The 21,549-nt window shown below is 72.2% G+C and carries 20 protein-coding genes and 5 pseudogenes; 20 read left to right on the forward strand and 5 right to left on the reverse strand.

Features of this window, described 5'->3' with window-relative positions:
* Positions 1-15: 15 nt before the first annotated feature.
* Positions 16-393, reverse strand: a pseudogene (locus BJF88_RS22955) (DnaJ family domain-containing protein); the annotation flags it as partial.
* Positions 394-505: 112 nt separating this feature from the next.
* On the opposite strand from BJF88_RS22955, the gene BJF88_RS03055 reads away from it, so the two are divergent.
* The 13 genes and pseudogenes from BJF88_RS03055 (at position 506) to BJF88_RS03105 (ending at position 11,862) form a co-directional block, all read left to right on the forward strand.
* Complete coding sequence (locus tag BJF88_RS03055; RefSeq protein ID WP_139315891.1) at positions 506-850, forward strand: hypothetical protein; 345 nt, start codon at positions 506-508, stop codon at positions 848-850.
* A 322-nt stretch (positions 851-1,172) separates the two neighbouring features.
* Positions 1,173-1,889 (forward strand): polysaccharide deacetylase family protein, encoded by a 717-nt coding sequence (locus tag BJF88_RS03060; protein ID WP_075827711.1) that lies wholly within the window; start codon positions 1,173-1,175, stop codon positions 1,887-1,889.
* A gap of 162 nt (positions 1,890-2,051) precedes the next feature.
* Complete coding sequence (locus tag BJF88_RS03065) at positions 2,052-3,362, forward strand: ABC transporter substrate-binding protein (RefSeq protein WP_255371702.1); 1,311 nt, start codon at positions 2,052-2,054, stop codon at positions 3,360-3,362.
* A gap of 84 nt (positions 3,363-3,446) precedes the next feature.
* Positions 3,447-4,332: pseudogene (locus BJF88_RS22960) on the forward strand (carbohydrate ABC transporter permease).
* Entirely contained in the window at positions 4,329-5,168 is an 840-nt protein-coding gene (locus BJF88_RS03075; protein ID WP_075827712.1) for a carbohydrate ABC transporter permease, read from the forward strand. The pseudogene BJF88_RS22960 and the gene BJF88_RS03075 overlap by 4 nt, the downstream one beginning before the upstream one ends.
* Before the next feature lie 94 nt (positions 5,169-5,262).
* Complete coding sequence (locus BJF88_RS03080; protein WP_075827733.1) at positions 5,263-6,603, forward strand: NosD domain-containing protein; 1,341 nt, start codon at positions 5,263-5,265, stop codon at positions 6,601-6,603.
* A gap of 120 nt (positions 6,604-6,723) precedes the next feature.
* Complete coding sequence (locus BJF88_RS21050) at positions 6,724-7,362, forward strand: LacI family DNA-binding transcriptional regulator (protein ID WP_255371704.1); 639 nt, start codon at positions 6,724-6,726, stop codon at positions 7,360-7,362.
* Complete coding sequence (locus BJF88_RS21055; protein WP_255371711.1) at positions 7,287-7,757, forward strand: substrate-binding domain-containing protein; 471 nt, start codon at positions 7,287-7,289, stop codon at positions 7,755-7,757. The genes BJF88_RS21050 and BJF88_RS21055 overlap by 76 nt, the downstream gene beginning before the upstream one ends.
* A 54-nt stretch (positions 7,758-7,811) precedes the next feature.
* Positions 7,812-8,009 (forward strand): annotated as a pseudogene (locus BJF88_RS21060) (glycosyl hydrolase family 32); the annotation flags it as partial.
* A gap of 29 nt (positions 8,010-8,038) precedes the next feature.
* Positions 8,039-8,743, forward strand: a complete 705-nt coding sequence (locus tag BJF88_RS03090; protein WP_255371705.1) for a hypothetical protein — start codon at positions 8,039-8,041, stop codon at positions 8,741-8,743.
* A 16-nt stretch (positions 8,744-8,759) separates the two neighbouring features.
* A complete protein-coding gene (locus BJF88_RS03095) occupies positions 8,760-9,701 on the forward strand; it encodes a PfkB family carbohydrate kinase (RefSeq protein ID WP_075827713.1) in 942 nt (313 codons plus the stop codon).
* A 74-nt stretch (positions 9,702-9,775) separates the two neighbouring features.
* Positions 9,776-10,966: a pyridoxal phosphate-dependent aminotransferase gene (locus BJF88_RS03100; protein WP_075827714.1), complete on the forward strand. Its 1,191-nt coding sequence runs from the start codon at positions 9,776-9,778 to the stop codon at positions 10,964-10,966.
* Positions 10,963-11,862, forward strand: coding sequence for an endonuclease/exonuclease/phosphatase family protein (locus tag BJF88_RS03105; RefSeq protein ID WP_255371706.1), 900 nt, complete (start codon positions 10,963-10,965; stop codon positions 11,860-11,862). The genes BJF88_RS03100 and BJF88_RS03105 overlap by 4 nt, the downstream gene beginning before the upstream one ends.
* 24 nt (positions 11,863-11,886) lie before the next feature.
* On the opposite strand, the gene BJF88_RS03110 is transcribed toward BJF88_RS03105, so the two are convergent.
* From BJF88_RS03110 to BJF88_RS21065, 3 genes and pseudogenes are all read right to left on the reverse strand, one after another.
* Positions 11,887-12,705, reverse strand: a complete 819-nt coding sequence (locus BJF88_RS03110; RefSeq protein WP_075827715.1) for a carbohydrate ABC transporter permease — start codon at positions 12,703-12,705, stop codon at positions 11,887-11,889.
* Between the two features lie 9 nt (positions 12,706-12,714).
* The gene (locus tag BJF88_RS03115; RefSeq protein WP_369824458.1) at positions 12,715-13,560 is read right to left on the reverse strand and encodes a carbohydrate ABC transporter permease; all 846 of its coding nucleotides are present in this window, start codon (positions 13,558-13,560) and stop codon (positions 12,715-12,717) included.
* Between the two features lie 156 nt (positions 13,561-13,716).
* Positions 13,717-14,804 (reverse strand): annotated as a pseudogene (locus BJF88_RS21065) (extracellular solute-binding protein).
* Between the two features lie 334 nt (positions 14,805-15,138).
* On the opposite strand from BJF88_RS21065, the gene BJF88_RS03125 reads away from it, so the two are divergent.
* From BJF88_RS03125 to BJF88_RS03140, 6 genes and pseudogenes are all read left to right on the forward strand, one after another.
* Positions 15,139-16,170, forward strand: a complete 1,032-nt coding sequence (locus BJF88_RS03125) for a LacI family DNA-binding transcriptional regulator (RefSeq protein ID WP_075827735.1) — start codon at positions 15,139-15,141, stop codon at positions 16,168-16,170.
* Between the two features lie 507 nt (positions 16,171-16,677).
* The gene (locus BJF88_RS22965; protein WP_369824459.1) at positions 16,678-17,001 is read left to right on the forward strand and encodes a hypothetical protein; all 324 of its coding nucleotides are present in this window, start codon (positions 16,678-16,680) and stop codon (positions 16,999-17,001) included.
* The gene (locus tag BJF88_RS22970; protein ID WP_369824462.1) at positions 16,977-17,825 is read left to right on the forward strand and encodes a TIM-barrel domain-containing protein; all 849 of its coding nucleotides are present in this window, start codon (positions 16,977-16,979) and stop codon (positions 17,823-17,825) included. Before BJF88_RS22965 ends, BJF88_RS22970 begins: the two co-directional genes overlap by 25 nt.
* Positions 17,825-18,508: a hypothetical protein gene (locus tag BJF88_RS22975; RefSeq protein ID WP_369824460.1), complete on the forward strand. Its 684-nt coding sequence runs from the start codon at positions 17,825-17,827 to the stop codon at positions 18,506-18,508. Before BJF88_RS22970 ends, BJF88_RS22975 begins: the two co-directional genes overlap by 1 nt.
* Positions 18,509-18,525: 17 nt before the next feature.
* Complete coding sequence (locus tag BJF88_RS03135) at positions 18,526-19,440, forward strand: NAD(P)-dependent oxidoreductase (RefSeq protein WP_075827736.1); 915 nt, start codon at positions 18,526-18,528, stop codon at positions 19,438-19,440.
* A gap of 140 nt (positions 19,441-19,580) precedes the next feature.
* Positions 19,581-20,008 (forward strand): annotated as a pseudogene (locus BJF88_RS03140) (DUF1761 domain-containing protein).
* 73 nt (positions 20,009-20,081) lie between these two features.
* Here BJF88_RS03140 and BJF88_RS03145 read toward each other — a convergent pair.
* Positions 20,082-20,402, reverse strand: a complete 321-nt coding sequence (locus BJF88_RS03145) for a hypothetical protein (protein WP_255371707.1) — start codon at positions 20,400-20,402, stop codon at positions 20,082-20,084.
* A 217-nt stretch (positions 20,403-20,619) separates the two neighbouring features.
* On the opposite strand from BJF88_RS03145, the gene BJF88_RS03150 reads away from it, so the two are divergent.
* Positions 20,620-21,540, forward strand: a complete 921-nt coding sequence (locus BJF88_RS03150; protein WP_075827717.1) for a LysR family transcriptional regulator — start codon at positions 20,620-20,622, stop codon at positions 21,538-21,540.
* Positions 21,541-21,549 lie beyond the last annotated feature (9 nt).

Below are 21,549 nucleotides of genomic sequence, written 5' to 3' on the forward strand. Positions count from 1 at the left end.
CGCGGGAGGACCGAGGCCCGTGAGCTGCTCGCGCTCGATGACGTTCCGCAGCCACCAGTCGGGGTCGTGGCGGCCGGTCAGGCCGGGGATCGGCTTGCCCGCGAGCGGGAGGTCGTCGAACTCGCCGCGCCGGATCGCCTGGTCGATCACCGTGTCGACGTAGCGTGCGCGGTCCTCGGGCGCGACGCGCGGGGGCGTGCGGACGGTCTCGGCGCCCTCGGCCGCCTCGGTCTCGTCGACGTCCCCGGCGTCCCGGACGTCCCCGACGTCCTGGGCGGGCGCGGCCCCCCCGGTCTTCTCCGCCGCCTCCCTCGCGACCTCGCGGTCCACCCGGTACTGCGCGGCGCGGCGGACCGGGTCGTCGTCGGGCACCTGGCGTCGCCTGCCGAACATCGTCCCTCCTGTCCCATCCGCGGTGCGGCGCGTCCGTCATCGACCAGCCTAGGCAGGCGACCGACGGCGTGGCGCGCTGGTCGCGCCCTCCCTGCTGCGTCACCATCGGAGCATGACGGCCCCCCGGGTGGTCATCAGGAGGCACCGGAGACGGTGGTGGTGGGCCGCCGTCCCCGTGGTCGTGGCGCTCGCCGCCGTCGCCCTCGTCCTCGCCGCGCGTGCCGAGCACCGCGTCTGGACCGGAGCCGTCGGCCGCTACGAGGCGCAGGTCGCGGGAGAGGCCGTGCGCGCCGAGCAGGCGCGCGCCCGGGCGCAGGAGGCCCGCGTCGCACCGCTGGCCGCGCTCGCGGCCGCCTCGACGAGGGGCGGCCCGTGCTCGCGGGCAGCGAGGGGCAGGTGGGCGACCCCGCCGTGCGCGAGACGCTGCGGTCCGTGGTGGACGACGGCGAACGCCTAGGCGTCGCCGAGCCCGAGTGGGCCACCACCGAGCGGACCGTGGACGGGCTCACGCGACCCAACCCTTTCTTTGCCGGTTCGCGCCCCGAGCGGTCCTTCACGATCGTCACCGGGTCGACGCCCGCACCGGACGAGCTCGGCGCGGCGGCGGAGGCCGTCACGCAGGCCACCGCCGCGGTCGCCGCGGCGCAGCGGCAGTGGGCCCACGACCGCCTGGCCGCGGCGGTGGAGGACGGCCGGCCCGTCCTCGTCGAGTCGGCCGGGCTCGTCGCGGACGAGGGCACGCGGGAGGCGCTCGGCGCGGCGCTCGCGGACGCCGCGCGGTGCTGGACGCGGGGGCGGACGGCGTCGTCGTGCCCGACGCGGTCGCGCTGCGCGACGCGGTCGTCGCCGCGACGGAGGCCGTCTGGGCCGACCGCCTCGCACGGTCCCTCGCGGAGAGCCGCGCGCAGGGACGGGCGGCGGGCGTCGACTGCGCCGTGGAGAGGTGCGTCGCGCTGACGTTCGACGACGGTCCCGACGCCGAGACCGGGCGCCTGCTGGAGGTCCTCGCCGAGAAGCACGCGACGGCGACGTTCTTCGTGGTCGGGCGCAACGTCGCGGCGCGCCCCCAGGTGGCACGCGCCGTCGTCGAGGGCGGCCACCTCGTCGCCAACCACACGTGGGACCACCCGCGCCTCACGACGCTCGACGACGCCGCGGTGCGCGACCAGCTCGAGCGGACCCAGAGCGCGGTCCGCGACGCGACGGGGACGGCGCCGACGTTCCTGCGCCCGCCCTACGGCGACGTCGACGACCGCGTGCGGTCGCTCGCGACGCGCGCCGGCCTGCGCGTCGAGCTGTGGGACCTCGACACGCAGGACTGGAGGACGCGCGACGCCGAGGAGACCCGACGCCGCGTCGCCGCGCAGGTCCGCCCGGGCAGCGTCGTGCTCCTGCACGACATCCACGGGTCGACCGTCGACGCGGTCGCCGGGATCGTCGACGACCTGCGGCGCGAGGGGTACCGCCTCGTCACCGTCGACCTGCTCGCGCCCTGAGCGAGGGCGAACCGACAGCCCCGAAGGCCGTGGCTCGGCGCTCACCCCGGTGTCGTGGAGGGCAGGGCTTGACTCACCGGCCACTGCAGTGCCATGGTTGCCAAAACGTTCAGCCTGAACGTTTTGGCAGTGCGTTGCATGGATACCTCAAAGGAGACGGCGATGATGCCAACCAACGACAAGCGGCGAAGGACTTCCCGTATCGCGCTCCCGGCGGCGGGCGTCGTGCTCGCCCTCGGCCTCAGCGGATGCGGCGCCGGCGGGACCACGAACACCTCCGACGAGACGCTCACCGTGCTCGTCGAAGGCGGTGGCCGAGCCGTCCTCACGCCCATCGCCGAGGCCTTCGAGACCGAGACCGGCACGTCCGTCACCTTCGTGGAGCTCCCCTACGACTCCCTCTACGACCGCCTCAACACGGAGCTCTCCTCGGGCGACGTGAGCTTCGACGTTGCCGCGCTCGACGCCATCTGGCTCAGCGCCTTCGGCCCGGGGATGGTGCCCCTCGACGACATGTTCACCGATGCCGTCAGGGACGACCTCTTCCCCTCCCTCGTCGAGGAGGCCCAGGTGGACGGCAACTTCGTCGGCATGCCGGCCTGGACGAACGCCGAGATCCTCTACTACCGCACCGACCTGTTCTCGGACCCGGCGCAGCAGGCAGCGTTCCGGGACGAGTACGGCCGCGAGCTCGCGCCCCCCACCACCTGGGAGGAGTACCTCGAGGTCGCCACCTTCTTCACCCAGGACACCGACGGTGACGGCACCGTCGACCTGCACGGTGCCGACGTCAAGGGCGCCGTCGAGACGGAGTGGCTCTCCCTCGTGCTGCAGGCGGGCGCTGACAGCATGGTGCTCGACGACGAGGGCAACGTCGTCGTCGACGACGCCGACCACAAGGCCGCGCTCGACGCCTACATCGCCCCCGTCGGGGAGGGCATCGCCCCGGCCGGCGCCTCGCAGGTCGACTGGGCCACGGCGCAGAACCTCTTCAACCAGGGCCAGCTGGCCATGACACGGTTCTGGGCGCACGCGTACACGCAGATTCCCGAGGACTCCCCCGTGCACGGCAACGTCGGGGTGACCACGATGCCCGCCGGTCCGGGCGGAGCGGCGGCGGTCCCCGGTGCCTGGTACCTCTCCGTGCCCCAGGCGACGTCGAACCAGGAGGCCGCAGAGGAGTTCGTCCAGTTCGCGTTCGAGAACAACGAGCTCGGCCTGGAGAGCGACCTCGGCCTCGCCGCCACGGTCCCCGCCCTCGAGGCCGGTGAGGCCGCCGGCCGCGAGAACCTCGGCGCGCTCATGACGACCCTCAACGAGCCCGGGACGGCTCCGCGCCCGGACACCGACCGTTGGCAGGAGATCGTCGACTCCGTCCTGATCCCGATGCTCCAGGAGGCGACGACGGGGGATGTCGACACCCAGGCGCTGCTCGACCGGGCGGCGGAGCAGATCGAGGCCATCGTCGACTGACGGCTCGCCCGCTGGAGGTGCGGACGCACGACCGCGCCTCCAGCGGGGCCCCGGCCCTCGACGGCAACCATGGAAAGGCCCGCTGTGCGACTGACAGATCGCCGCTATGCTCTGGCGCTCGTTGCGCCCGCTGCCCTCTTTCTCCTCGTCTTCGTCGCCTGGCCGCTCGTACGGCTGGTCTACGACAGCTTCTTCGACATCTCGCCGATCGCCGGTGGTGCCCGGGACTTCATCGGCTTCGAGAACTACGCGCAGATCTTCTCGAGCCCGACCTTCGTCGGTGCGACGTGGCGGACCGCGGCCTACACGGCGATCGTCGTCACCTTCGAGTTCGTGCTGGGCTTCGCGGTCGCTGCTCTTCAGTGCGCTCGGCAAGCGATCGTCGCTCTTTCGCACCTTCTTCCTCTACCCGCTGATGATCGCGCCGGTGGTCGCCGGTCTGCTCTGGCGGTTCCTGCTGATCGACAACATCGGGATCGTCAACCAGGTCCTGTTCCGGGTCGGGCTGCTCGACTCGCCGGGAGACATCGGCTGGCTGTCCGACCCCGACATCGTGCTCTGGTCCGTGGCGATCCCGGACATCTGGTTGACGACGTCGTTCATGACCCTCATCCTCTTCGCCGGTCTGCAGAACGTCCCCGGGGACGTCCTCGAGGCGGCCCGCCTCGACGGCGCCCGGTTCCCGACGCTGCTAGTGCGGATCATCGTGCCGCTGCTCCGGCCGGTCATCGCCGTCGCCCTGATCGTGCGCGGGATCGACGCCGCCAAGGCCTTCGACATCATCCTGATCCAGACCGGGGGTGGTCCCCAGAACGCCTCCCAGACCCTTTCCCTGCTCATCCACCAGACGATGGTCCGCTACGGAGACCCCGGGCAGGCGTCCGCGATGGGCACGGTGTACCTGCTCGCGATGATGCTCGTCGCCGGCCTGGCCGTCTGGTTCATCTGGCGACCTGGAGCCGAGTCATGAATGGCCTGACCGCACGCCGCCCTGCCACCAAGGTCCTGCTGTGGGCCCTGCTGGTCGTCACCGTGGTGCTCTACGCGTTCCCGTTCCTCTACCTGCTGCTCACCAGCTTCAAGAACCCGTTCGAGACCTTGGCCGTCCCGCCGCAGATCCTGCCGTCGGAGTGGACGTTCGCCAACTACGTCTCGGCCCTGGAGCGCTCCGGCGTCGTCGCCTCGTTCATCAACAGCACCACGACGGCGGTCATCTCCACGGCGCTGTCGCTCGTGCTCGCCATCCCGGCTGCCTATGCCATCACCCGCTTCCGCACCCGCAGCGGGCAGCTCCTGTCGATGACGGCGCTCATCACCCGCATGGTGCCGCCGGTGGCCGTCGGTGTTCCGCTGACCTCGATGATCGCAGCGTTGAGCCTGACGGACACCCCGACGGGCCTGGCGATCGCGCACACGACCATCTCGCTGCCCCTGTCGATCCTCCTCATGGCCAGCTTCTTCGAGGCCGTGCCCGCCGAGATCGAGGAGGCGGCGAAGGTGGACGGCTGCAGCCGGCTGCGGGCGCTGTGGTCGGTGGTCATGCCCGTCGTCTCCGGCGGGGTCGCGGTCACGGCGATCTTCGCGTTCCTCGCCTCGTGGAACGAGTTCCTCTTCGCCACGCTCCTCACGTCGGTGCGGGCACAGACGACGCCGATCATGATCGCGAACTTCCAGACCCAGTTCGGCCTCGACTGGGGGCCGATGACGGCTCTGGCGACCCTCTACTCGGTCCCCGTCATCATCCTCACGATCTTCCTGCAGCGACGGATCGTCGCCGGCCTGACCCTGGGTGCCGTCAAGGGCTGAGCAACAGGCAGCCCGCGAACCCCGCGCCGCCACCGAGCGTCCGGGCCGGACCGCGGCACACCAAGGCAATCACGGCACGAAGAAGGGAAGCACCATCGTGAGCGACAACTCCTACGACGTCACGAAGTGGTCCGCCGGCGATCCTCGCGAGGACATCGGCGAGGTGATCAACAGCATCATCGCCGACATCAAGAGCAGGCAGACGGACATCGACGTCCGCGACGGCGGGAAGCCCGGTGCGGTGATCTACATCCCGCCCGGGGACTTCCGCCTCCGGACCCAGGTGGTGATCGACGTCAGCTACCTGAGGATCGAGGGGTCCGGACACGGCTTCACCTCTTCGAGCATTCGTTTCAACGTGCCCGAGGACGAGTGGTCCGACCTGCACGAGCTGTGGCCTGGCGGGAGTCGCGTCCTCGTCGACCTCCCGAACGTGGACGGCGCTGACGAGTCCGCGGGTGCCGCCTTCCGCGTCGATCGGGACGGGAGCCCTCGGATCAGCTCCGTGGAGTTCTCCAGCTTCTGCATCGACGGGCTGCACTTCGAGCCGGACGGGTCCGGGATGCACCCGGAGAACACGTACAAGAACGGGAGGACGGGGATCTACGTCGGGAGTGCCAACGACTCGTTCCGCATCTCCGGCATGGGATTCGTCTATCTCGAGCACGCCCTCACGATCTGTCACGCCGACGCGTTGTCCGTCCACGACAACTTCATCGCCGAGTGCGGCAGCTGCATCGAGCTCCGCGGCTGGGGACAGGCCTCGAAGGTCACCGACAATCTCATCGGGGCGGGCCCGGACGGGTACTCCATCTTCGCGGAGAACCACGGTGGGCTCCTCGTCACCGCGAACAACGTGTTCCCGCGCGGCACCAGCAGCGTCGAGCTCGAGGGTGTCACGCGCTCCAGCATCACCAACAACCGGTTGCACTCGTTCTACCCCGGGATGGTGGTGCTCAGGGGAGCCTGCTCGGAGAACCTCGTGGCCTCGAACCACTTCTTGCGCGACCACGAACCGTGGGCGCCGTTCCTCGGCGTGGACAACGGGCAGGACGACTCGTACGGCCTCCTCCGCATCAGCGGGAACGGCAACTCCGTCATCGGCAACCACTTCTCCGAGGCGATCGACGCCCGCAGCGTCAGACCGTCGGGCACACCCCCTGTCGTCGTGCGCCTCGTCGCGGGGAGCGGCAACTACGTCGCCACCAACCACGTGGTGGCCACGGACGTGCGCGCGAAGACCGGGGAGTCCGCCTATGCCGCGCAGGTGGACGCCCTCCTGACGACGGCGTCCTCAGGCCGGCTCCCCGTCACCAGCGTCCAGGTCGACGCCGCATCGGCCGGCAACACGGTCCTCGACTCGGGGGACGAGACCCAGGTTGTGATCGACAAGGCCGCCAACGCCTTCAGGCCCACACCGACGGTCGGCGTCTAGATTGCGCATGCAGTCCAGCGCGGACGCCTCGCACCGGCCCGGCGAGGCCGCCGCCGAGCGTGACCGCGAGGGCCGCGGCCGCATCCATCGCGTGGAGACGAGGAAATGAAGCAACGACGAGTGACGATCAAGCAGGTCGCGGCTGAGGCCGGTGTCTCCATCACGACCGTCTCCCACGTCCTCAACGACGTCCCGGGCGTACGCGCGAACCCTCTGACACGACAGCGGGTCCAGGACACGGCCGCGCGCCTGGGGTACGTGCCCAACCGGCTCGCGCAGTCGCTGCGGACCCAGCGGTCCAACACCATCGGCCTGGTCGGGGACGAGATCGCGACCACCCCGTTCGCCGGGAAGCTCATCCTGGGTGCGCAGGACGTGGCCCTGTCGCGTGAAGCCGTGGTCTTCGTCGTGTCCACCGGGTATGAGCGCGACGTGGAGAACCGGGAGATCGACGAGCTGCTGCGCCGTCAGGTGGACGGGATCCTCTACGCCTCGATGTTCCACCGGAAGGTCGAGCTGCCCCCGCAGCTCGCCGCCGTCCCCACGGTGTTCGTGAACGCCGAGTGCACCACCCCGGGCGTCTCGTGGGTCGTGCCCGACGAGGTGGCCGGCGGGAGAGACGTCGCGACGTGCTCCTCTCGGCAGGCCACCGGCGCCTCGGCTTCATCAACAACGTCGACGACATCCCGGCGTCCGTGGGCCGTCTCGAGGGGTTCAGGGCGCGGGTGGCGGAGAGCGGTGTCGCCGCCGCCGACGTGACGGTCGTCGCCGCGGAGTCCGACCCCGCGGGTGGGTACGCGGCCGCCAAGGAGCTCCTCGCCGGCGAGCGACGGCCTACGGCGGTGTTCTGCTTCAACGACCGCATCGCCATGGGCGCGTACCGGGCCGCCGCCGAGCTGGGGCTGCGCATCCCCGAGGACGTCTCGATCGTCGGTTTCGACAACCAGGAGTACGTCGCAGACGGCCTCTTCCCCGGGTTGACCACCGTCGAGCTCCCGCACTTCGACATGGGTGTCTGGGCAGCCGAACAGCTCTTCCACCACATCGACGGGGCGAGCGGCGACGCCGCGTCCGCGCGGCTGCGCGGGCCCGTGGTCCGCCGCGATTCCGTCGCCCCACCTCCCACAGCACCGCGCACCACCGCACTGCGCTGACCGAAAGGCCTCACACCGATGTCGAACTCCCTGTCCGACGCTTGGACCTGGGACATGTGGTTCGCCGACGACGGCGACCGCTACCACGCCTTCTACCTCAAGGCCTCCCGCGCCCTCGAGAACCCTGACCGGCGCCACTTCTACGTCACGGTCGGCCATGCCGTCTCGGAGGACCTCCGTACCTGGCGCGAGGTCGCCGACGCGCTGATCGCGTCGGACGAGCCCGCCTTCGACGACTTCACCACGTGGACGGGATCCATCGTCAAGGACGCCGACGGCCTGTGGCGGATGTTCTACACCGGACGTCCCGCGCCGAGAAGGCGATCGTCCAGCGTGTCGGCCTCGCCACGTCGCCGGACCTCTACACCTGGACGAAGGCGGGCGCGCAGGCCGTGTGCGAGGCCGACGCACAGTGGTACGAGAAGTTCGACGGATCGAGCTGGCCCGACGAGGCGTGGCGCGATCCGTGGGTCTTCGCCGACGGCGGCGAGTGGCACATGCTCGTCACCGCGCGGTCCAAGGACGGCGCCCCGGACGACCGCGGGGTGATCGGTCACGCGACCTCGTCCGACCTCGAGACGTGGACCGTGCGGCCTCCGCTCTCGCAGCCGGGAGCCGGCTTCGGACATCTCGAGGTGCCGCAGGTCGCCGAGATCGACGGCCGCCATGTGCTCCTCTTCTCCTCCTTGCACGGCGAGCTCACGCAGGCCAGGCGCGACGCGGGCGAGCTCGGTGGTGTGTGGTCCGTGCCGATCGACTCGCCGACCGGGCCCTACGACATCACCCGGTCGACCCGGCTGACCGACGAGTCGCTGTATGCCGGCCGGCTGCTGCAGGACCGCGACGGTGCCTGGTGGCTCTTCGCGTTCCACCATGTCGACGGCGACGGGGCGTTCGTCGGTTCGCTGTCCGACCCGTTCCCGGTCGGTTGGGACGCGGACGGCCGCCTGCGGGTGACCGACGGTCGCTTCGACCACCTCGCGTGACGGAGGCACAGCGCTCGTGACAACGTTCCTCGTGGTCGGCGAGGCGCTCGTCGACATCGTCGAGACGGCGGACGGCACGCGCTCCCGGCACCCGGGCGGCAGTCCGTCCAACGTCGCGCTGACCGCGGCTCGGCTCGGCGACCGCGCGGAGCTGCTCACCTGGATCGGCGACGACGAGCTCGGCCGCTCGGTCCACGCGCACCTGGCCGGGTCGGACGTGATCGTGCTGCCCCAGTCGACCGGGGCGGACCGCACTCCGACGGCGCTCGCCCGTCTCGACGCCGCCGGCGGCGCGACGTACGAGTTCGATCTCGACTGGCAGCTCGCGCCGGTGGCGGTGGGCGCGGACGTGACGGTCGTGCACACCGGGTCGATCGCCGCCGTCGCTCCGACGGACCCGCCTGGCGCCCTGCCCGCCCTGCTCGTCGCGGCGCGCGAGACCGCCACCATCACGTACGACCCGAACGTCCGGCCGACGATCATGGGCTCGCCGACGGCGGTACGCGACGACGTCGAGCGCCTGGTCGCGGTGGCCGACGTGGTGAAGGTCTCCGACGAGGACCTCGCCTGGCTGTATCCGGACCGCGAGCCCGTCGAGGTCCTCGGGTCCTGGGTCGCCGAGCACGGGCTCGCGCTGGGGGTCATGACGCGGGGAGGGCAGGGTTCCCTCGCCGCGCTGCCGGACGGCACGAGGGTGGAGGTCCGCGCTCCGGCGGTCACCGTGGCCGACACGGTGGGTGCCGGGGACTCCTTCATGGGCGCGTTGCTGCACGCCCTCGACGAGCGCGGGCTCACCGGCGCTTCCGGCCGGGAACGGCTCTCCCGTCTGACCTCGGAGGACGCCGCCGCGATCCTGGCGTTCGCCGCGCGTGTCGCGGCGATCACCGTGAGTCGTGCAGGTGCCGATCCGCCGCGTCGCGCCGACCTCGTCCCTGAACCGGGCGAAGCGCACGCCTGACCGGCCTCGCTCGCCGTGGTGCCGTGCGCCCGTGGGACGAGGGCCCAGATCGGCTGCGGCGGCATGATGGGTCCATGAGCCGTCGACTCAAGGTCTCCCGCCGGTCGCAGGTGCCGCCGTTCGCCGTCATGGAGGTGCTGGCCGAGGCGAACCGCCTGCGCGACGCGGGCGCGTCGGTGCTCAACCTGTGCGCGGGCGAGCCGTCGACGGGGGCGTCGGACGTCGTGCGGCGCCGCGCGATCGCGCTGCTGGAGAGCGGCGACCTCGGCTACACCGAGGCGCTCGGCGTGCCCGCGCTGCGGCGCGCGATCGCCGCCCACTACGGCCGCTGGTACGACGTCGAGGTGGACCCGGCCCGCGTCGCGGTGACGACCGGGTCGAGCGGCGGGTTCCTGCTCGCGTTCCTCGCGGCGTTCGACGTCGGCGACCGCGTCGCGCTGGCCCGGCCCGGCTACCCGGCGTACAAGAACATCCTCGCCGCCCTGGGCTGCGAGGTCGTCGAGCTCGACTGCGGCCCGGCCACGCGCTACCAGCCGACGGTGTCCCAGCTCATGGGGGCGTACTACGAGGGCGGCCTCGACGGGCTGGTCCTCGCGAGCCCGGCCAACCCCACCGGCACGATGATCCTGCCCGACGAGCTCGACGCCGTCGCGCACTGGTGCGCCGACCACGACGTCCGGCTCGTGAGCGACGAGATCTACCACGGCATCGTCTACGGGGACGCGGAGCGCACCCTGCCCACGGCGGTGCGGCACACGGGTGATGGCGCGGTCGTCGTCAGCTCGTTCTCCAAGTACTGGGCGATGACGGGCTGGCGCCTCGGGTGGCTCGTGCTGCCGGACGAGCTCGTCGCGCCCGTCGGCGCGCTCGCCGGCAACGTCGCCCTCTCGCCGCCCGCGCTCGCGCAGCACGCCGGCGTCGCCGCGTTCACCGCCGAGGGGTACGCGGCCGCGGAGGAGAACGTCGGCCGCTACGCCGCGTCCCGCGAGCTCGTGCTGTCCCGCCTCGACGACCTCGGCTGGTCGCGCGTCGCGCCCGCCGACGGCGCGTTCTACGTCTACGCCGACGTCTCCGCCGACGGCATGGACTCCGTGACGTGGTGCGAGCGGCTGCTCGCCGAGGCGGGCGTCGCGCTCACGCCCGGGACGGACTTCGACGGCGTCGCGGGGCGCGACTGGGTGCGGCTGTCCTTCGCGGCGGCCCCGACGACGGTCGCCGAGGCCGTCGAGCGGATCGTCGCGTGGCGTGCCACGCTGCGCCGGTGATCGACAGCACGGACAGCACGGACAGCACGGACAGCACGGACAGCACGGACAGCAACTCTACGGCGGCGCTCCCGCCCCGGACGCCCGGGACGCTGCGCCTCGCGACGTACAACGTGCGCCACGGCGAGTCCCTGGACGGCCTCGTCGACGTCGAGCGGTTCGCGCGCGCCGTCGCGCACCTGGACGCGGACGTGCTCGCGCTCCAGGAGGTCGAGCGGGACACCCCGCGCTCGCACCGGGCGGACCTCGTCGCGGTCGCGGCCGCGGCGATGCGCGCCGACGACTGGCACCTCGCGCCGACGCTGCGCGGGGTCCTCGGCGCGTACCGCGGCGCGGCGCGGCCCGGTCGGGGCGCGCCGCGCGCCCCCGGGGTGCCCACGTACGGCGTCGGCCTCGTCAGCCGCTACCCGGTGGAGCACTGGTCGCGGCACGAGCTCGCGCGCATGCCCTGGCGCTCGCGCGTCCGCCGGGGTCGTCCCGGCTCGCGCCGGCCCCTGCGCGTCGTGCCGGACGAGCCGCGCGCCGCCCTCGCCGCGCGGGTCGCGACGCCGTGGGGGCCGCTCACCGTCGTCGGCACGCACACGACGTCGCGGCCCGAGTTCACGGCCGACCAGTACCGCGAGCTCGTCGACGCGTGCGCGGTCCTGCCGCGCCCGCTCGTGCTGCTCGGGGACCTCAACCTCCGCGCGCCCGAGCCGGCCGGGCTCAGCGGGTTTGCGCCCCTCGCCGACGCGCTCACGCACCCCGTCGACGCCCCGGTGCGGCAGATCGACCACGTGCTCGCCGACCCGGGGCCCGGCGTGCGGGTGGTCCCGGTGGGCCCGGCGGTCGCCGTCGACACGGGGCTGTCCGACCACCGTGCGCTCGTCGTCGACGTCAGGGTCCTGCCGTCGTAGCACGCGCCGGGGCGTGGCGGCCGGTCACTTGACCGCGCCGCCGAGCGCGCCGGCTGCGATGAAGCGCTGGGCGAAGACGAGCAGCACGATCGCCGGGATCGACGACATGACGGCCGTCGCCATGACCGGACCCCAGCTCTGCACGTTGCCCTCGAGGTAGTCGTAGATGCCGAGGGTGATCGGCTTGACGGTCTCGTCCGTCGTGAGGGTGAGGGCGAAGATGAAGTCGCTCCACGCGAACAGGAAGCTGAAGAGCCCGGCGGTGATGATCGAGTTCCGGCTCACCGGGACGATGATCGACCAGAACGCGCGGAAGTGGCCCGCGCCGTCGACGCGCGCGGCCTCCGCGAGCGAGGGCGGGATCGACCGCATGAAGGCGCTCATGATGAGGATCGCGAACGGGATGGCGTGGGTCGCGTCCGCGAGCACCAGGCCGGGGATCGAGTTGAGCAGCCCGACGTCGTTGAACAGCGTGTAGAGGGAGTTGGCGATGACGATGCCGGGGATCATCTGCGCGATCAGCAGGCCGAACGCGAAGATCGCGATGCCGCGCAGGCGGAACCGGGCGAGCGCGTACGCGGCCGGGGTCGCGATCGCGAGCGAGACGAGGACGGTGCCCGCCGCGACGACGATGCTCGTGAGCAGGTTGTCGGTCTGCTGGGACAGCGCCCGCTCGTAGCCGTCGAACGTCGGGTTCGTCGGGAAGAACGAGCTGCTGGCCGCGGTCCCGCCACCCTGGAAGGACGTGTTGACCATCCAGTAGACGGGGAACAGCATGAACGCGAGGAGCAGGACGCCCAGGACGGTGTACGGCAGCTGGCGTGCCGGAGTCGACTTCTTCATGTGCTGACCTCACTCATCCACGGCGCGGCGGTTCACCCGCAGGTACACGACGGCGAACACGAGGGACACGACGATGAGGATGTTGCTCACCGCGGCCCCCGTGCCGAACGAGAACTCCTGGAACGACCGGCGGTAGGAGTCGGTGGCGAGCGTCTGCGTCGCGTTCGCCGGCCCACCGCCGGTCAGTCCGAGGATGATGTCCAGCACCTTCAGGGTGTAGATCACGCCGAGCACGAGCACGACGTTGACGACGGCCCGCAGGTTGGGCCACGTGATGTGCCAGAAGGCCTTCCAGCCCGTGGCGCCGTCGAGGGCGCCCGCCTCGTAGAGCTCCTCCGGGATCTCCTGGAGGCCGCTGTACAGCAGCGTCGTGTTGAACGGGATGCCGAGCCACACGTTGACCAGGACCACCGCGACCAGCGCGACGTCGGGGCTCGTCAGCCACGGGACCGGCTCCGAGGCGAGGTGCAGGTCCCGCAGGATCCCGTTGAGCACGCCGCTGTCCTGGTCGAGGATCCACTTCCACACCGACGTCCCGGCGATGACGGGCAGCAGCCAGGGCAGGAGCAGGAGCGAGCGCAGCACGTTGCTCAGCGGGAAGCGGCGCTTGAAGAACAGCGCGAAGAGCAGCCCGATGACGAACTGGCCCGCGATCGAGCCGACCGTGAACAGCGCCGTGTTGACGACCGTCGTGCGGAAGATCCCGCTGCCGACGACCTCGGCGTAGTTCGCCAAGCCCACCCACGGAGCCTCGCCCGTGTAGAACGTGCGGGTCGTGTACTCCTGGAACCCCATCATCAGGTTCTTGACGACGGGGTACCCGAAGAAGATCACCACGTAGGCGATGGCTGGCACGAGGAACAGCCACTGCGCCGCCTTCTCGCGGCGACGTGCGCTGCGCCGTGCCGGTCGCGGCGCCGGCGTGGGCGCGGTGACGCCCGCGGGCGCTGTGCTGCGGCCGTGGAGCTCATCTCGGTCCGGTCCTCTCGTGGGTGGGCTGCCGGGGTGGCGTCAGCCGGCCGACGCCTGCTCCAGCGCCTCCTGGGGCGTGGCGCTGCCGGTCAGGGCGAGCTGGACCGCGGTGTAGATCTGCGTGGCGGCCTCGGGCCAGTCCTCGCCGAGCAGGGCGGTCCGGGCGCGGGCGCTCTGGACGGTCTCGACGAACGAGGCGACGAGCGGGTTGTCGGCGGCGGCCTGCTCCGCCATCGCGCTGTCGGACGGCACCGCGCCACGGCCCGTGGCCATGGTCAGCTGGTTCTCGTCCGCGGTGACGCACGCGACGAAGTCGCCCGCGGCGGCCATCGTCGCCGGGTCGTCCGTGTTCGGGACGGTGAACGTCTCCCCGCCGAGCGGCGCGACGAGCTCGTCGCCGGCGCTCGGGACGGGCAACGGCACGGAGTCGAAGTTCAGGCCCTCGGCCGCCTGGAGGCTCGGCATGTTCCACGGGCCGTTGATCATCATCGCGGCGTTGCCCGCGATGAACTGGTCGTTCACGTCGTTCTGGGACCAGTTCACGACGCTCGTCGAGGCGGAGCCGTCCTGCACGAGCCCGTTGACGAAGTCGAGCGCGCCCACCGCCTCGGGCGACGTGAGGTCGTCCTCCGTGGCGCCGTTGCTCCACAGGAACGGCAGGAACTGCCAGGTGCCCTCGAAGCTGTTCGCGGCGCTGAACGCGATGCCGTAGCGGTCGCCCTCGGTCAGGGCGGCGGCGGCGGTGCGCAGCTCCTCCCACGTGGTCGGGGGCTCGATGCCGGCCTCGGCGAGCGCGTCGCGTCGTAGAACAGGCCGATCGAGTTGACGATGGGGGCGATGCCGTAGAGCTCGCCCTCGTAGGTCCCGGCGTCGACGACGCCGTCGGGGAAGCCCTCGCCGGTGATCCCGTAGTCGGACAGCGGGCTGAGCGCGCCGGACGCGGCGATCTGCTGGACGTCCGGGTTGTCGAGCATGAGGACGTCGGGCAGCGTCCGGGACGACGCCTGCTGGAGGACGGTCGCGATGAGGCCCGAGCCGGCGACGTGGTTGGACTCCACCTCGATCCCCAGCTCCGCGGCGCACTCGTCGTAGATCTCGTCGTAGATGGGTGCGCTCGTCTCCGACATGGTGTCGGTGATCTGCAGCGTGATGTCGTCGCTGCGCCGGCGGCGGTGTCTCCCCCGCCGCCGCACGCGGAGAGGGCGAGCACGGAGACGGCGGCCGCCGGCACCCCGAGGCGGGTGGTCAGAGTTCCTCGCACGATCGAGCTCCTTCGCTTCCAGCTGCGTTGCTGTCGTTCGGTCAGACGGTTCCGTCGCGTCGGGCGCGAAGCCTCCGGCGGCCGTCGACGGGAGCGTAAACACGCCTCCGAGACGCTGTCAAAGCGGTTTACCAACCGACGTCGATGTGTGATCATCGGTCCCGGAACGGTCCAGGTGCGAGGAGGCAGTCATGGCGACGATGCGCGATGTCGCGCGGCGAGCAGGGGTTTCGCTGGCGACGGTGTCGTTCGTCGTGAACGACACGAAGCCGGTCTCGCCACCGACCCGCGCTCGCGTGGAGGCGGCGATGGCGGAGCTCGGGTTCCGGCGCAACGTCCTGGCGCGAGCGCTCGCCAGCCAGCGCACGCACATCGTCGCGCTCGTGTTCCCGGCGCTCGAGCACCGCCTCGGCGGCACGGCGCTGAGCGTCGTCACGAGCGCGGCGGTCGCGGCGAGCGAGCGCGGTTTCAACCTCGTGCTCTGGCCCGTCGGGGACGAGAGCCAGCTCGAGGACTACGTCTCGGGCGGGCTCGTGGACGCGGTGCTGCTCATGGAGGTGACCGCGCAGGACCCGCGCGTACCGCTCCTCGAACGGCTGTCCGTGCCCTTCGGTCTGATCGGCCGCACGAGCGAGCCCGGCGACCTGCCTTACGTCGACATGGACTTCGAGGGCACCGTCGCGGCCGGTCTCGACCACCTCACGGAGCTCGGGCACGACCGCGTGGCGCTGCTGCTCGGCGAGCTCGGGCCGTCCCTCGCGGGCTACGGCCCGATCGCCCGCACGGAGGCGGCCTACCTCGAGCAGGTGCGCGAGCGCGGCCTCGACCCGGTCGTGCTGCGCGCGCCGCAGGACCCGCGGTCGGGTCGCCTCGCCGCGGGCCGGCTCGTCGACGAGCACCCCGACGTCACGGCGGTGCTCGCGCTGAACGAGGACGCGCTCCACGGCTTCGTCAACGGGCTCGTGGCGCGCGGCCGTGCGGTGCCCGACGACGTCTCCGTGCTCGGCATGGCCACCTCGCCCGACGCGATCTCGACCGCCGACCCGGCCGTCAGCGCGCTCGTCGCGCCGGGCCCCGAGCTGGGCCGCCGGAGCGTCGGGTCGATGGTCGACCGTCTCGAGGACCCCGCGGCGCCCGTGGTCCAGGAGCTCGTCGCCTGCACGCTCCAGCTCGCCGGCTCCACGGCCCCGCCCCGGACGGTCGCCGCGCCCGTCCGCACCACCGCCCCCTGAGCTCGAAAGGTACTGCTGCACGATGAAGTTCACCGACGGTTTCTGGCACGCCCGCCCGGGGGTCGGCATCCACTACGCCCGCGAGGTCGACCGCATCTGGGCGGACGACGGCCGGCTCGGCGTCATCGCTCCGACCAAGGTCGTGGAGAAGCGCGGTGACGTGCTCAACCTTCCCGTCCTCACCGCCTCGCTCTCCTCGCCGATGGAGAACGTGGTCCGCGTCCGCCTCACCCACCACAAGGGCAAGCCGGTGCCCCGGCGGTTCGAGCTGTTCGAGGCGTCGGGCGACGTCGCGAAGATCGAGCTCGAGGACGGCCGCGCCACGCTGACCTCGGGCGACCTCAGCGCGCACCTCGAGGTGGGGAAGGGGTGGGAGCTCCGGTTCGAGGCGGACGGTCGTCAGCTGACCCGCAGCGGCGGCAAGTCGGCCGCGTGGGCGGACGTCGCGGCCGGCGCGCGGTCGACCACGGCCCGATCCAGCTCGAGCGCGAGGGGCGCACGAGCTACATGTTCGACCAGCTCGACCTCGGCGTCGGCGAGCTCGTCTACGGGCTCGGCGAGCGGTTCGGGCCGGTGGTCAAGAACGGCCAGACCGTCGACATCTGGAACTACGACGGCGGCACGTCGAGCGAGCAGGCGTACAAGAACGTGCCGTTCTACCTGACCAACCGCGGCTACGGGGTGTTCGTCGACGACCCGGGCCACGTCTCGTTCGAGGTGGGGTCCGAGGCCGTCGAGCGGGTCCAGTTCTCCGTCGAGGGGAGTCGCTCGACTACTACGTCATCTACGGGCCCGACCCGAAGACGATCCTCGAGCGCTACACCGCGCTGACGGGCCGTCCCGCCCGGATCCCCGCGTGGACGTACGGGCTGTGGCTGAGCACGAGCTTCACCACGGACTACGACGAGCAGACCGTCAACCGGTTCATCGACGGGATGGCGGAGCGCGACATCCCGCTCAGCCTCTTCCACTTCGACTGCTTCTGGATGCGCGAGTTCAATTGGTGCGACTTCGTCTGGGACGAGCGGGTGTTCCCCGACCCGGACGGCATGCTCGCGCGCCTGCACGACCGCGGCCTGCGGGTGTGCGTGTGGATCAACCCGTACATCGCGCAGCAGTCGCCGCTGTTCGACGAGGGGATGGCCCGCGGCTACCTCGTGCGCAACCGGGACGGCAGCGTGTGGCAGTGGGACCGGTGGCAGGCGGGGATGGCCCTGGTCGACTTCACGAACCCGGACGCGACCGCCTGGTACAAGGACGCGCTCCGGCGCCTCGTGCGCCAGGGCGTCGACTGCTTCAAGACGGACTTCGGCGAGCGGATCCCCGTGGACGTGGTCTACGCGGACGGGTCCGACCCCGAGCGCATGCACAACTACTACACGCACCTGTACAACCAGGCGGTGCACGAGGTCCTCGCCGAGGAGCGCGGCGAGGGCGACGCGGTGCTGTTCGCCCGCTCGGCGAGCGCGGGCGGTCAGCAGTTCCCCGTCCACTGGGGCGGCGACTCGACGGCCTCGTTCGCCTCGATGGCCGAGACGCTCCGCGGCGGGCTGTCCCTGGCGTACTCCGGCTTCGGCTACTGGAGCCACGACATCGGCGGGTTCGAGCTCACGCCCGACGCGGCGGTGTTCAAGCGCTGGACGCCCTCGGCCTGATGTCGAGCCACAGCCGCCTGCACGGCAGCGGCTCGTACCGCGTGCCGTGGATGTTCGACGAGGACGAGACCGACCCGCAGAGCGCCGTGGCGGTGACGCGGACGTTCGCCCGGTTCAAGAACCGTCTCGCGCCGTACCTCGTCGCCGCCGGGGACGAGGCGCACCGCACGGGCACGCCGATCATGCGACCGATGCTGCTCGAGTTCCCCGACGACCCGTCGGTGCCGCACCTCGACCGCCAGTACATGCTCGGCGCCGACCTCCTCGTCGCGCCGGTGTTCACGGCGGAGGGCGACGTCGAGCTCTACCTGCCCGAGGGCACCTGGGCGGGCCTGCGGACCGGGGAGCGGGTCGACGGCGGCCGGTGGGTGCGCGAGCGCCACGGCTTCGACTCGCTGCCCCTGTACGTGCGCCCCGGCGGCGTCGTGCCCCTGAGCGCCCACGAGGACCGGGCCGACGCCGACCACCTGGACGGGCTCACGCTCGTCGTGAACCCCGGGGCGCCCGGCTGGTCGCGGACCGTCCGGGTGCGTGGGCTCGACGGAGCTCCCGTCGCCTTCTCGGTGCGCCGGGACGACGACGGCCTCGTCGTCGAGAGCGCGCTCGCGGACGGCTGGTCGGTGCAGGTCGCCGGCGGGACGAGCGCGGGCGCGGTCGACGGCACCGCGCGCGTCGCGCTCTGACCGTGGACGACGCCAGCGTGACGCGTGTCAGCGTCGCCCCGGCCGTGCCGGACTGGGCCGCCGGCGAGATCGCCGGCTGCGGTGCCGAGGTCGTGCCGCCGGGGCCTGCGACCGAGGGTCTCGTGTGGCTCGGCTTCCACGACCCGGCGGGTCTGCGGGAGGCGCTCGCGCGCGCCCCGCGGACCCGCTGGGTGCAGCTCCCGTCCGCGGGGGTCGACGACTACGCGGAGGCCGGCGTCCTGGACCCGGCGATCACGTGGACATCCGCCAAGGGTGCCTACGCGCGCCCGGTCGCCGAGCACGCGCTCGCGCTCACGCTCGCCCTGCTCCGCCGGCTGCACGAGCGGGCGCGCGCGACGAGCTGGGGCGAGCAGGCGGGCACGAGCCTGCACGGCCTCACGGTCGTGGTGGTCGGCGCGGGCGGGGTGGCGCGCGAGCTCGTGCGCCTCCTGCAGCCCTTCGGCACGCGGACGGTGGTCGTGCGGCGGCGCGCGGAGCCGGTCGAGGGGGCCGACCGCACGGTCACGTCCGCGAGCCTGCACGCCGAGCTCGCGTCGGCCGACGTCGTGGTGGTCGCCGCGGCGCTGACGAGCAGCACCCGCGCGCTCGTCGGCGCGGCCGAGCTGGGGGCGATGCGGCCGGAGGCGGTGCTCGTCAACGTCGCCCGAGGCCCGGTCGTGGACACGGAGGCGCTCGGGGCGGCTCTCGCGGACGGGCGCCTGGCGGGTGCCGCGCTGGACGTCACCGACCCCGAGCCGCTCCCGGACGGGCACCCCCTGTGGGACGAGCCGCGGGCGCTGATCACGCCGCACACGGCGGACACCGCGGAGATGGTGGCGCCCCTGCTCCGGGCGCGCGTCGCGACGAACGTGCGCCGCTTCGTCTCCGGCGAGCCGTTGGAGGGCGTCGTCGACGCCGCGGCGGGGTACTGAGGCGGGGTACTGAGGGGACTGGGCGGGGTACTGAGGGTACTGAGGGTTACTGAGGGTACTGAAGGTACTGAAGGTACTGACGCGGCCGACGCCGGTCGCCGTCGCTACGCTGGTGGGCACCGACGCGAAGGAGCGTTCCGATGGTCCCGGAGATCAACTACTGGGCGGTGCTCGCCGCGACGGCGTCGAGCATGCTCGTCGGCGCGGTCTGGTACACGCCGAAGGTGTTCGGCACGTACTGGATGCGTGTCGCGAAGGTGGACCCGTCCGGCGAGGGGCGCGACGCGTCGGGCCTCTCGTGGTGACGGTGCTCGTCAGCTTCGTCACCGCGTGGGTGCTGGCCGGCGCGACGTTCCTGTCGTGGTCGTTCTACGGCGGGGGCTACCTGCTGAACGCGCTCGGCACCGCCGTCGTGCTGTGGGCCGGGTTCACCGCGGCCCGGTTCGTCACGCACGACGCGTTCGAGGGCCGACCTGCCGGGCTCACCGTGCTGAACATCGCGCACGAGTTGGTGACCCTCGCGGTCATGGGCCTGCTCGTGGGGCTGCTCCCGCCCGCCGGCGTCTGAGGGACCGTCTGAGGGACCGGTCTGAGGGACGGAGCGGCGGGCGGCCGGCGACCTGCGGTCGGGCGACGGCCGGTCAGGCGACGAGCTCGACGTCCCCGACGGCCGGCTCGGTGACCTCGGCCACCTCGGCGAGGCGGCGACGGCGCGCCTTGACGAGCAGCGCGACGGCCTGGACGCCGATGACGATCCACACCAGGTTCGCGAACACCGACGGCCACACCCCGTTCGTCGCCGCGACGAGACCCATGAGGCCGGCCGCGGTGAGGTTGGTGAGCTGGAAGTGGGCCGAGGACGGGGTCCAGCGGCCACGGCTCACCATGGCGTAGGCGACGACGCCGGCGGCGGCGCCGACCCAACCGAGGATCATGACGAAGGTGTCGAGGGTGACGAGCACAGCGAACTCCGGGTGCAACGAAGGGGTGGGTGGAGAGGGTTCCGCGACGCTGCGGTGGCTGTGCGCTCCGGGCACGTAGCTGGTGGCGCGGGGTGGGACGTAGGTCTGGCGCCGACCCCACGGTCGGAGGAGTGCCGATCGGCGCCACGACCAGTGTGAGGCTTCTCGGGGTTCAGCACAATCGAACGTCTCTTGAGTGGCCGTTTAGTATGGCTACATGGCGACGGACCCACGCAGGCTTGCCTTCCTCCTTGCCGTGCACCGGGGCGGAGGTGTGCTCGCGGCCGCGGATCTCCTTGCGGTGACCCCGTCCGCGGTCTCCCAGCAGATCCAACGGCTGGAGGCCGAGGAGGGCGTGACGGTGCTCGACCGCGGTCCGCGCGGCGTGACGCTCACCCCGGCGGGCCGCGTGCTCGCCGACGTGGCCGAACGCATCGAGACCGAGCTCGTCGAGGCGCGCAAGGAGCTCGCCGCGCTGAGCGACGAGGTGACGGGCCGGGTGAGCGTCGGCGCGTTCCAGTCGGCCATCCGCGCCGTCGTCGCACCGGTCGCCCTGCGCATCGCCGAGGAGTCGCCCGGCGTCGAGCTGAGCGTCCAGGAGCGCGAGCCCGCCGAGGCGCTGCGGCTGCTGCGCGCGGGCGAGCTCGACGTGGTGCTGCTCGAGCGCGACTTCGAGGTCGCGGAGACCCCTGCCCCGCGCGGCACCCACGAGGTCGTGCTCCTGGAAGAGCCCTGGCGCCTCGTCGTCCCCGCCGCGATGCCGACCCCCGCGCGCCTCGACGACGTGCGCGACGCCGTCTGGCTCGCTGCCCAGCCGCACACCGCGGCCGCGCGCGCCCTGAGCAGGCTGTCGCACGCCCTCGGCGGGTCGCTGCGCACCCAGCACCTGTACTACGACTCCGACGTCGCGCTGTCGCTCGTCGCCGCGGGTCTCGGCGTCGCGATGCTCCCCGCGCTGGCCGTCGAGGGCGGCGCCGCCGACGAGGTGCCCGAGGGCGTCACGGTCGTCGGCCTGCCGGGCCTCGGCTCGCGCCGGCTCGTGGCCCGCCACCGTGCGACCCGGCACGAGCCGCGACCGGTCGTCGGCGCCGTGCTCGACGCGATGGTCGAGGCCGCCGCGGAGATCACCTTCGCCTGAGGGGGTCGT

The sequence above is a fragment of the Cellulosimicrobium sp. CUA-896 genome (genome assembly GCF_001942335.1).
In the GTDB taxonomy this organism is placed as follows: Bacteria; Actinomycetota; Actinomycetes; order Actinomycetales; family Cellulomonadaceae; genus Cellulosimicrobium.

What these genes read in the sequence shown, in the direction of transcription:
- BJF88_RS03055 (WP_139315891.1), top strand. Translation starts at nt 506, where the DNA reads ATGACGGCCCCCCGGGTGGTCATCAGGAGGCACCGGAGACGGTGGTGG.
- BJF88_RS03065 (WP_255371702.1), top strand. Translation starts at nt 2,052, where the DNA reads ATGATGCCAACCAACGACAAGCGGCGAAGGACTTCCCGTATCGCGCTC.
- BJF88_RS03075 (WP_075827712.1), top strand. Translation starts at nt 4,329, where the DNA reads ATGAATGGCCTGACCGCACGCCGCCCTGCCACCAAGGTCCTGCTGTGG.
- BJF88_RS03100 (WP_075827714.1), top strand. Translation starts at nt 9,776, where the DNA reads ATGAGCCGTCGACTCAAGGTCTCCCGCCGGTCGCAGGTGCCGCCGTTC.
- BJF88_RS03110 (WP_075827715.1), bottom strand. Translation starts at nt 12,705, where the DNA reads ATGAAGAAGTCGACTCCGGCACGCCAGCTGCCGTACACCGTCCTGGGC.
- BJF88_RS03125 (WP_075827735.1), top strand. Translation starts at nt 15,139, where the DNA reads ATGCGCGATGTCGCGCGGCGAGCAGGGGTTTCGCTGGCGACGGTGTCG.
- BJF88_RS22965 (WP_369824459.1), top strand. Translation starts at nt 16,678, where the DNA reads ATGTTCGACCAGCTCGACCTCGGCGTCGGCGAGCTCGTCTACGGGCTC.
- BJF88_RS22975 (WP_369824460.1), top strand. Translation starts at nt 17,825, where the DNA reads ATGTCGAGCCACAGCCGCCTGCACGGCAGCGGCTCGTACCGCGTGCCG.
- BJF88_RS03150 (WP_075827717.1), top strand. Translation starts at nt 20,620, where the DNA reads ATGGCGACGGACCCACGCAGGCTTGCCTTCCTCCTTGCCGTGCACCGG.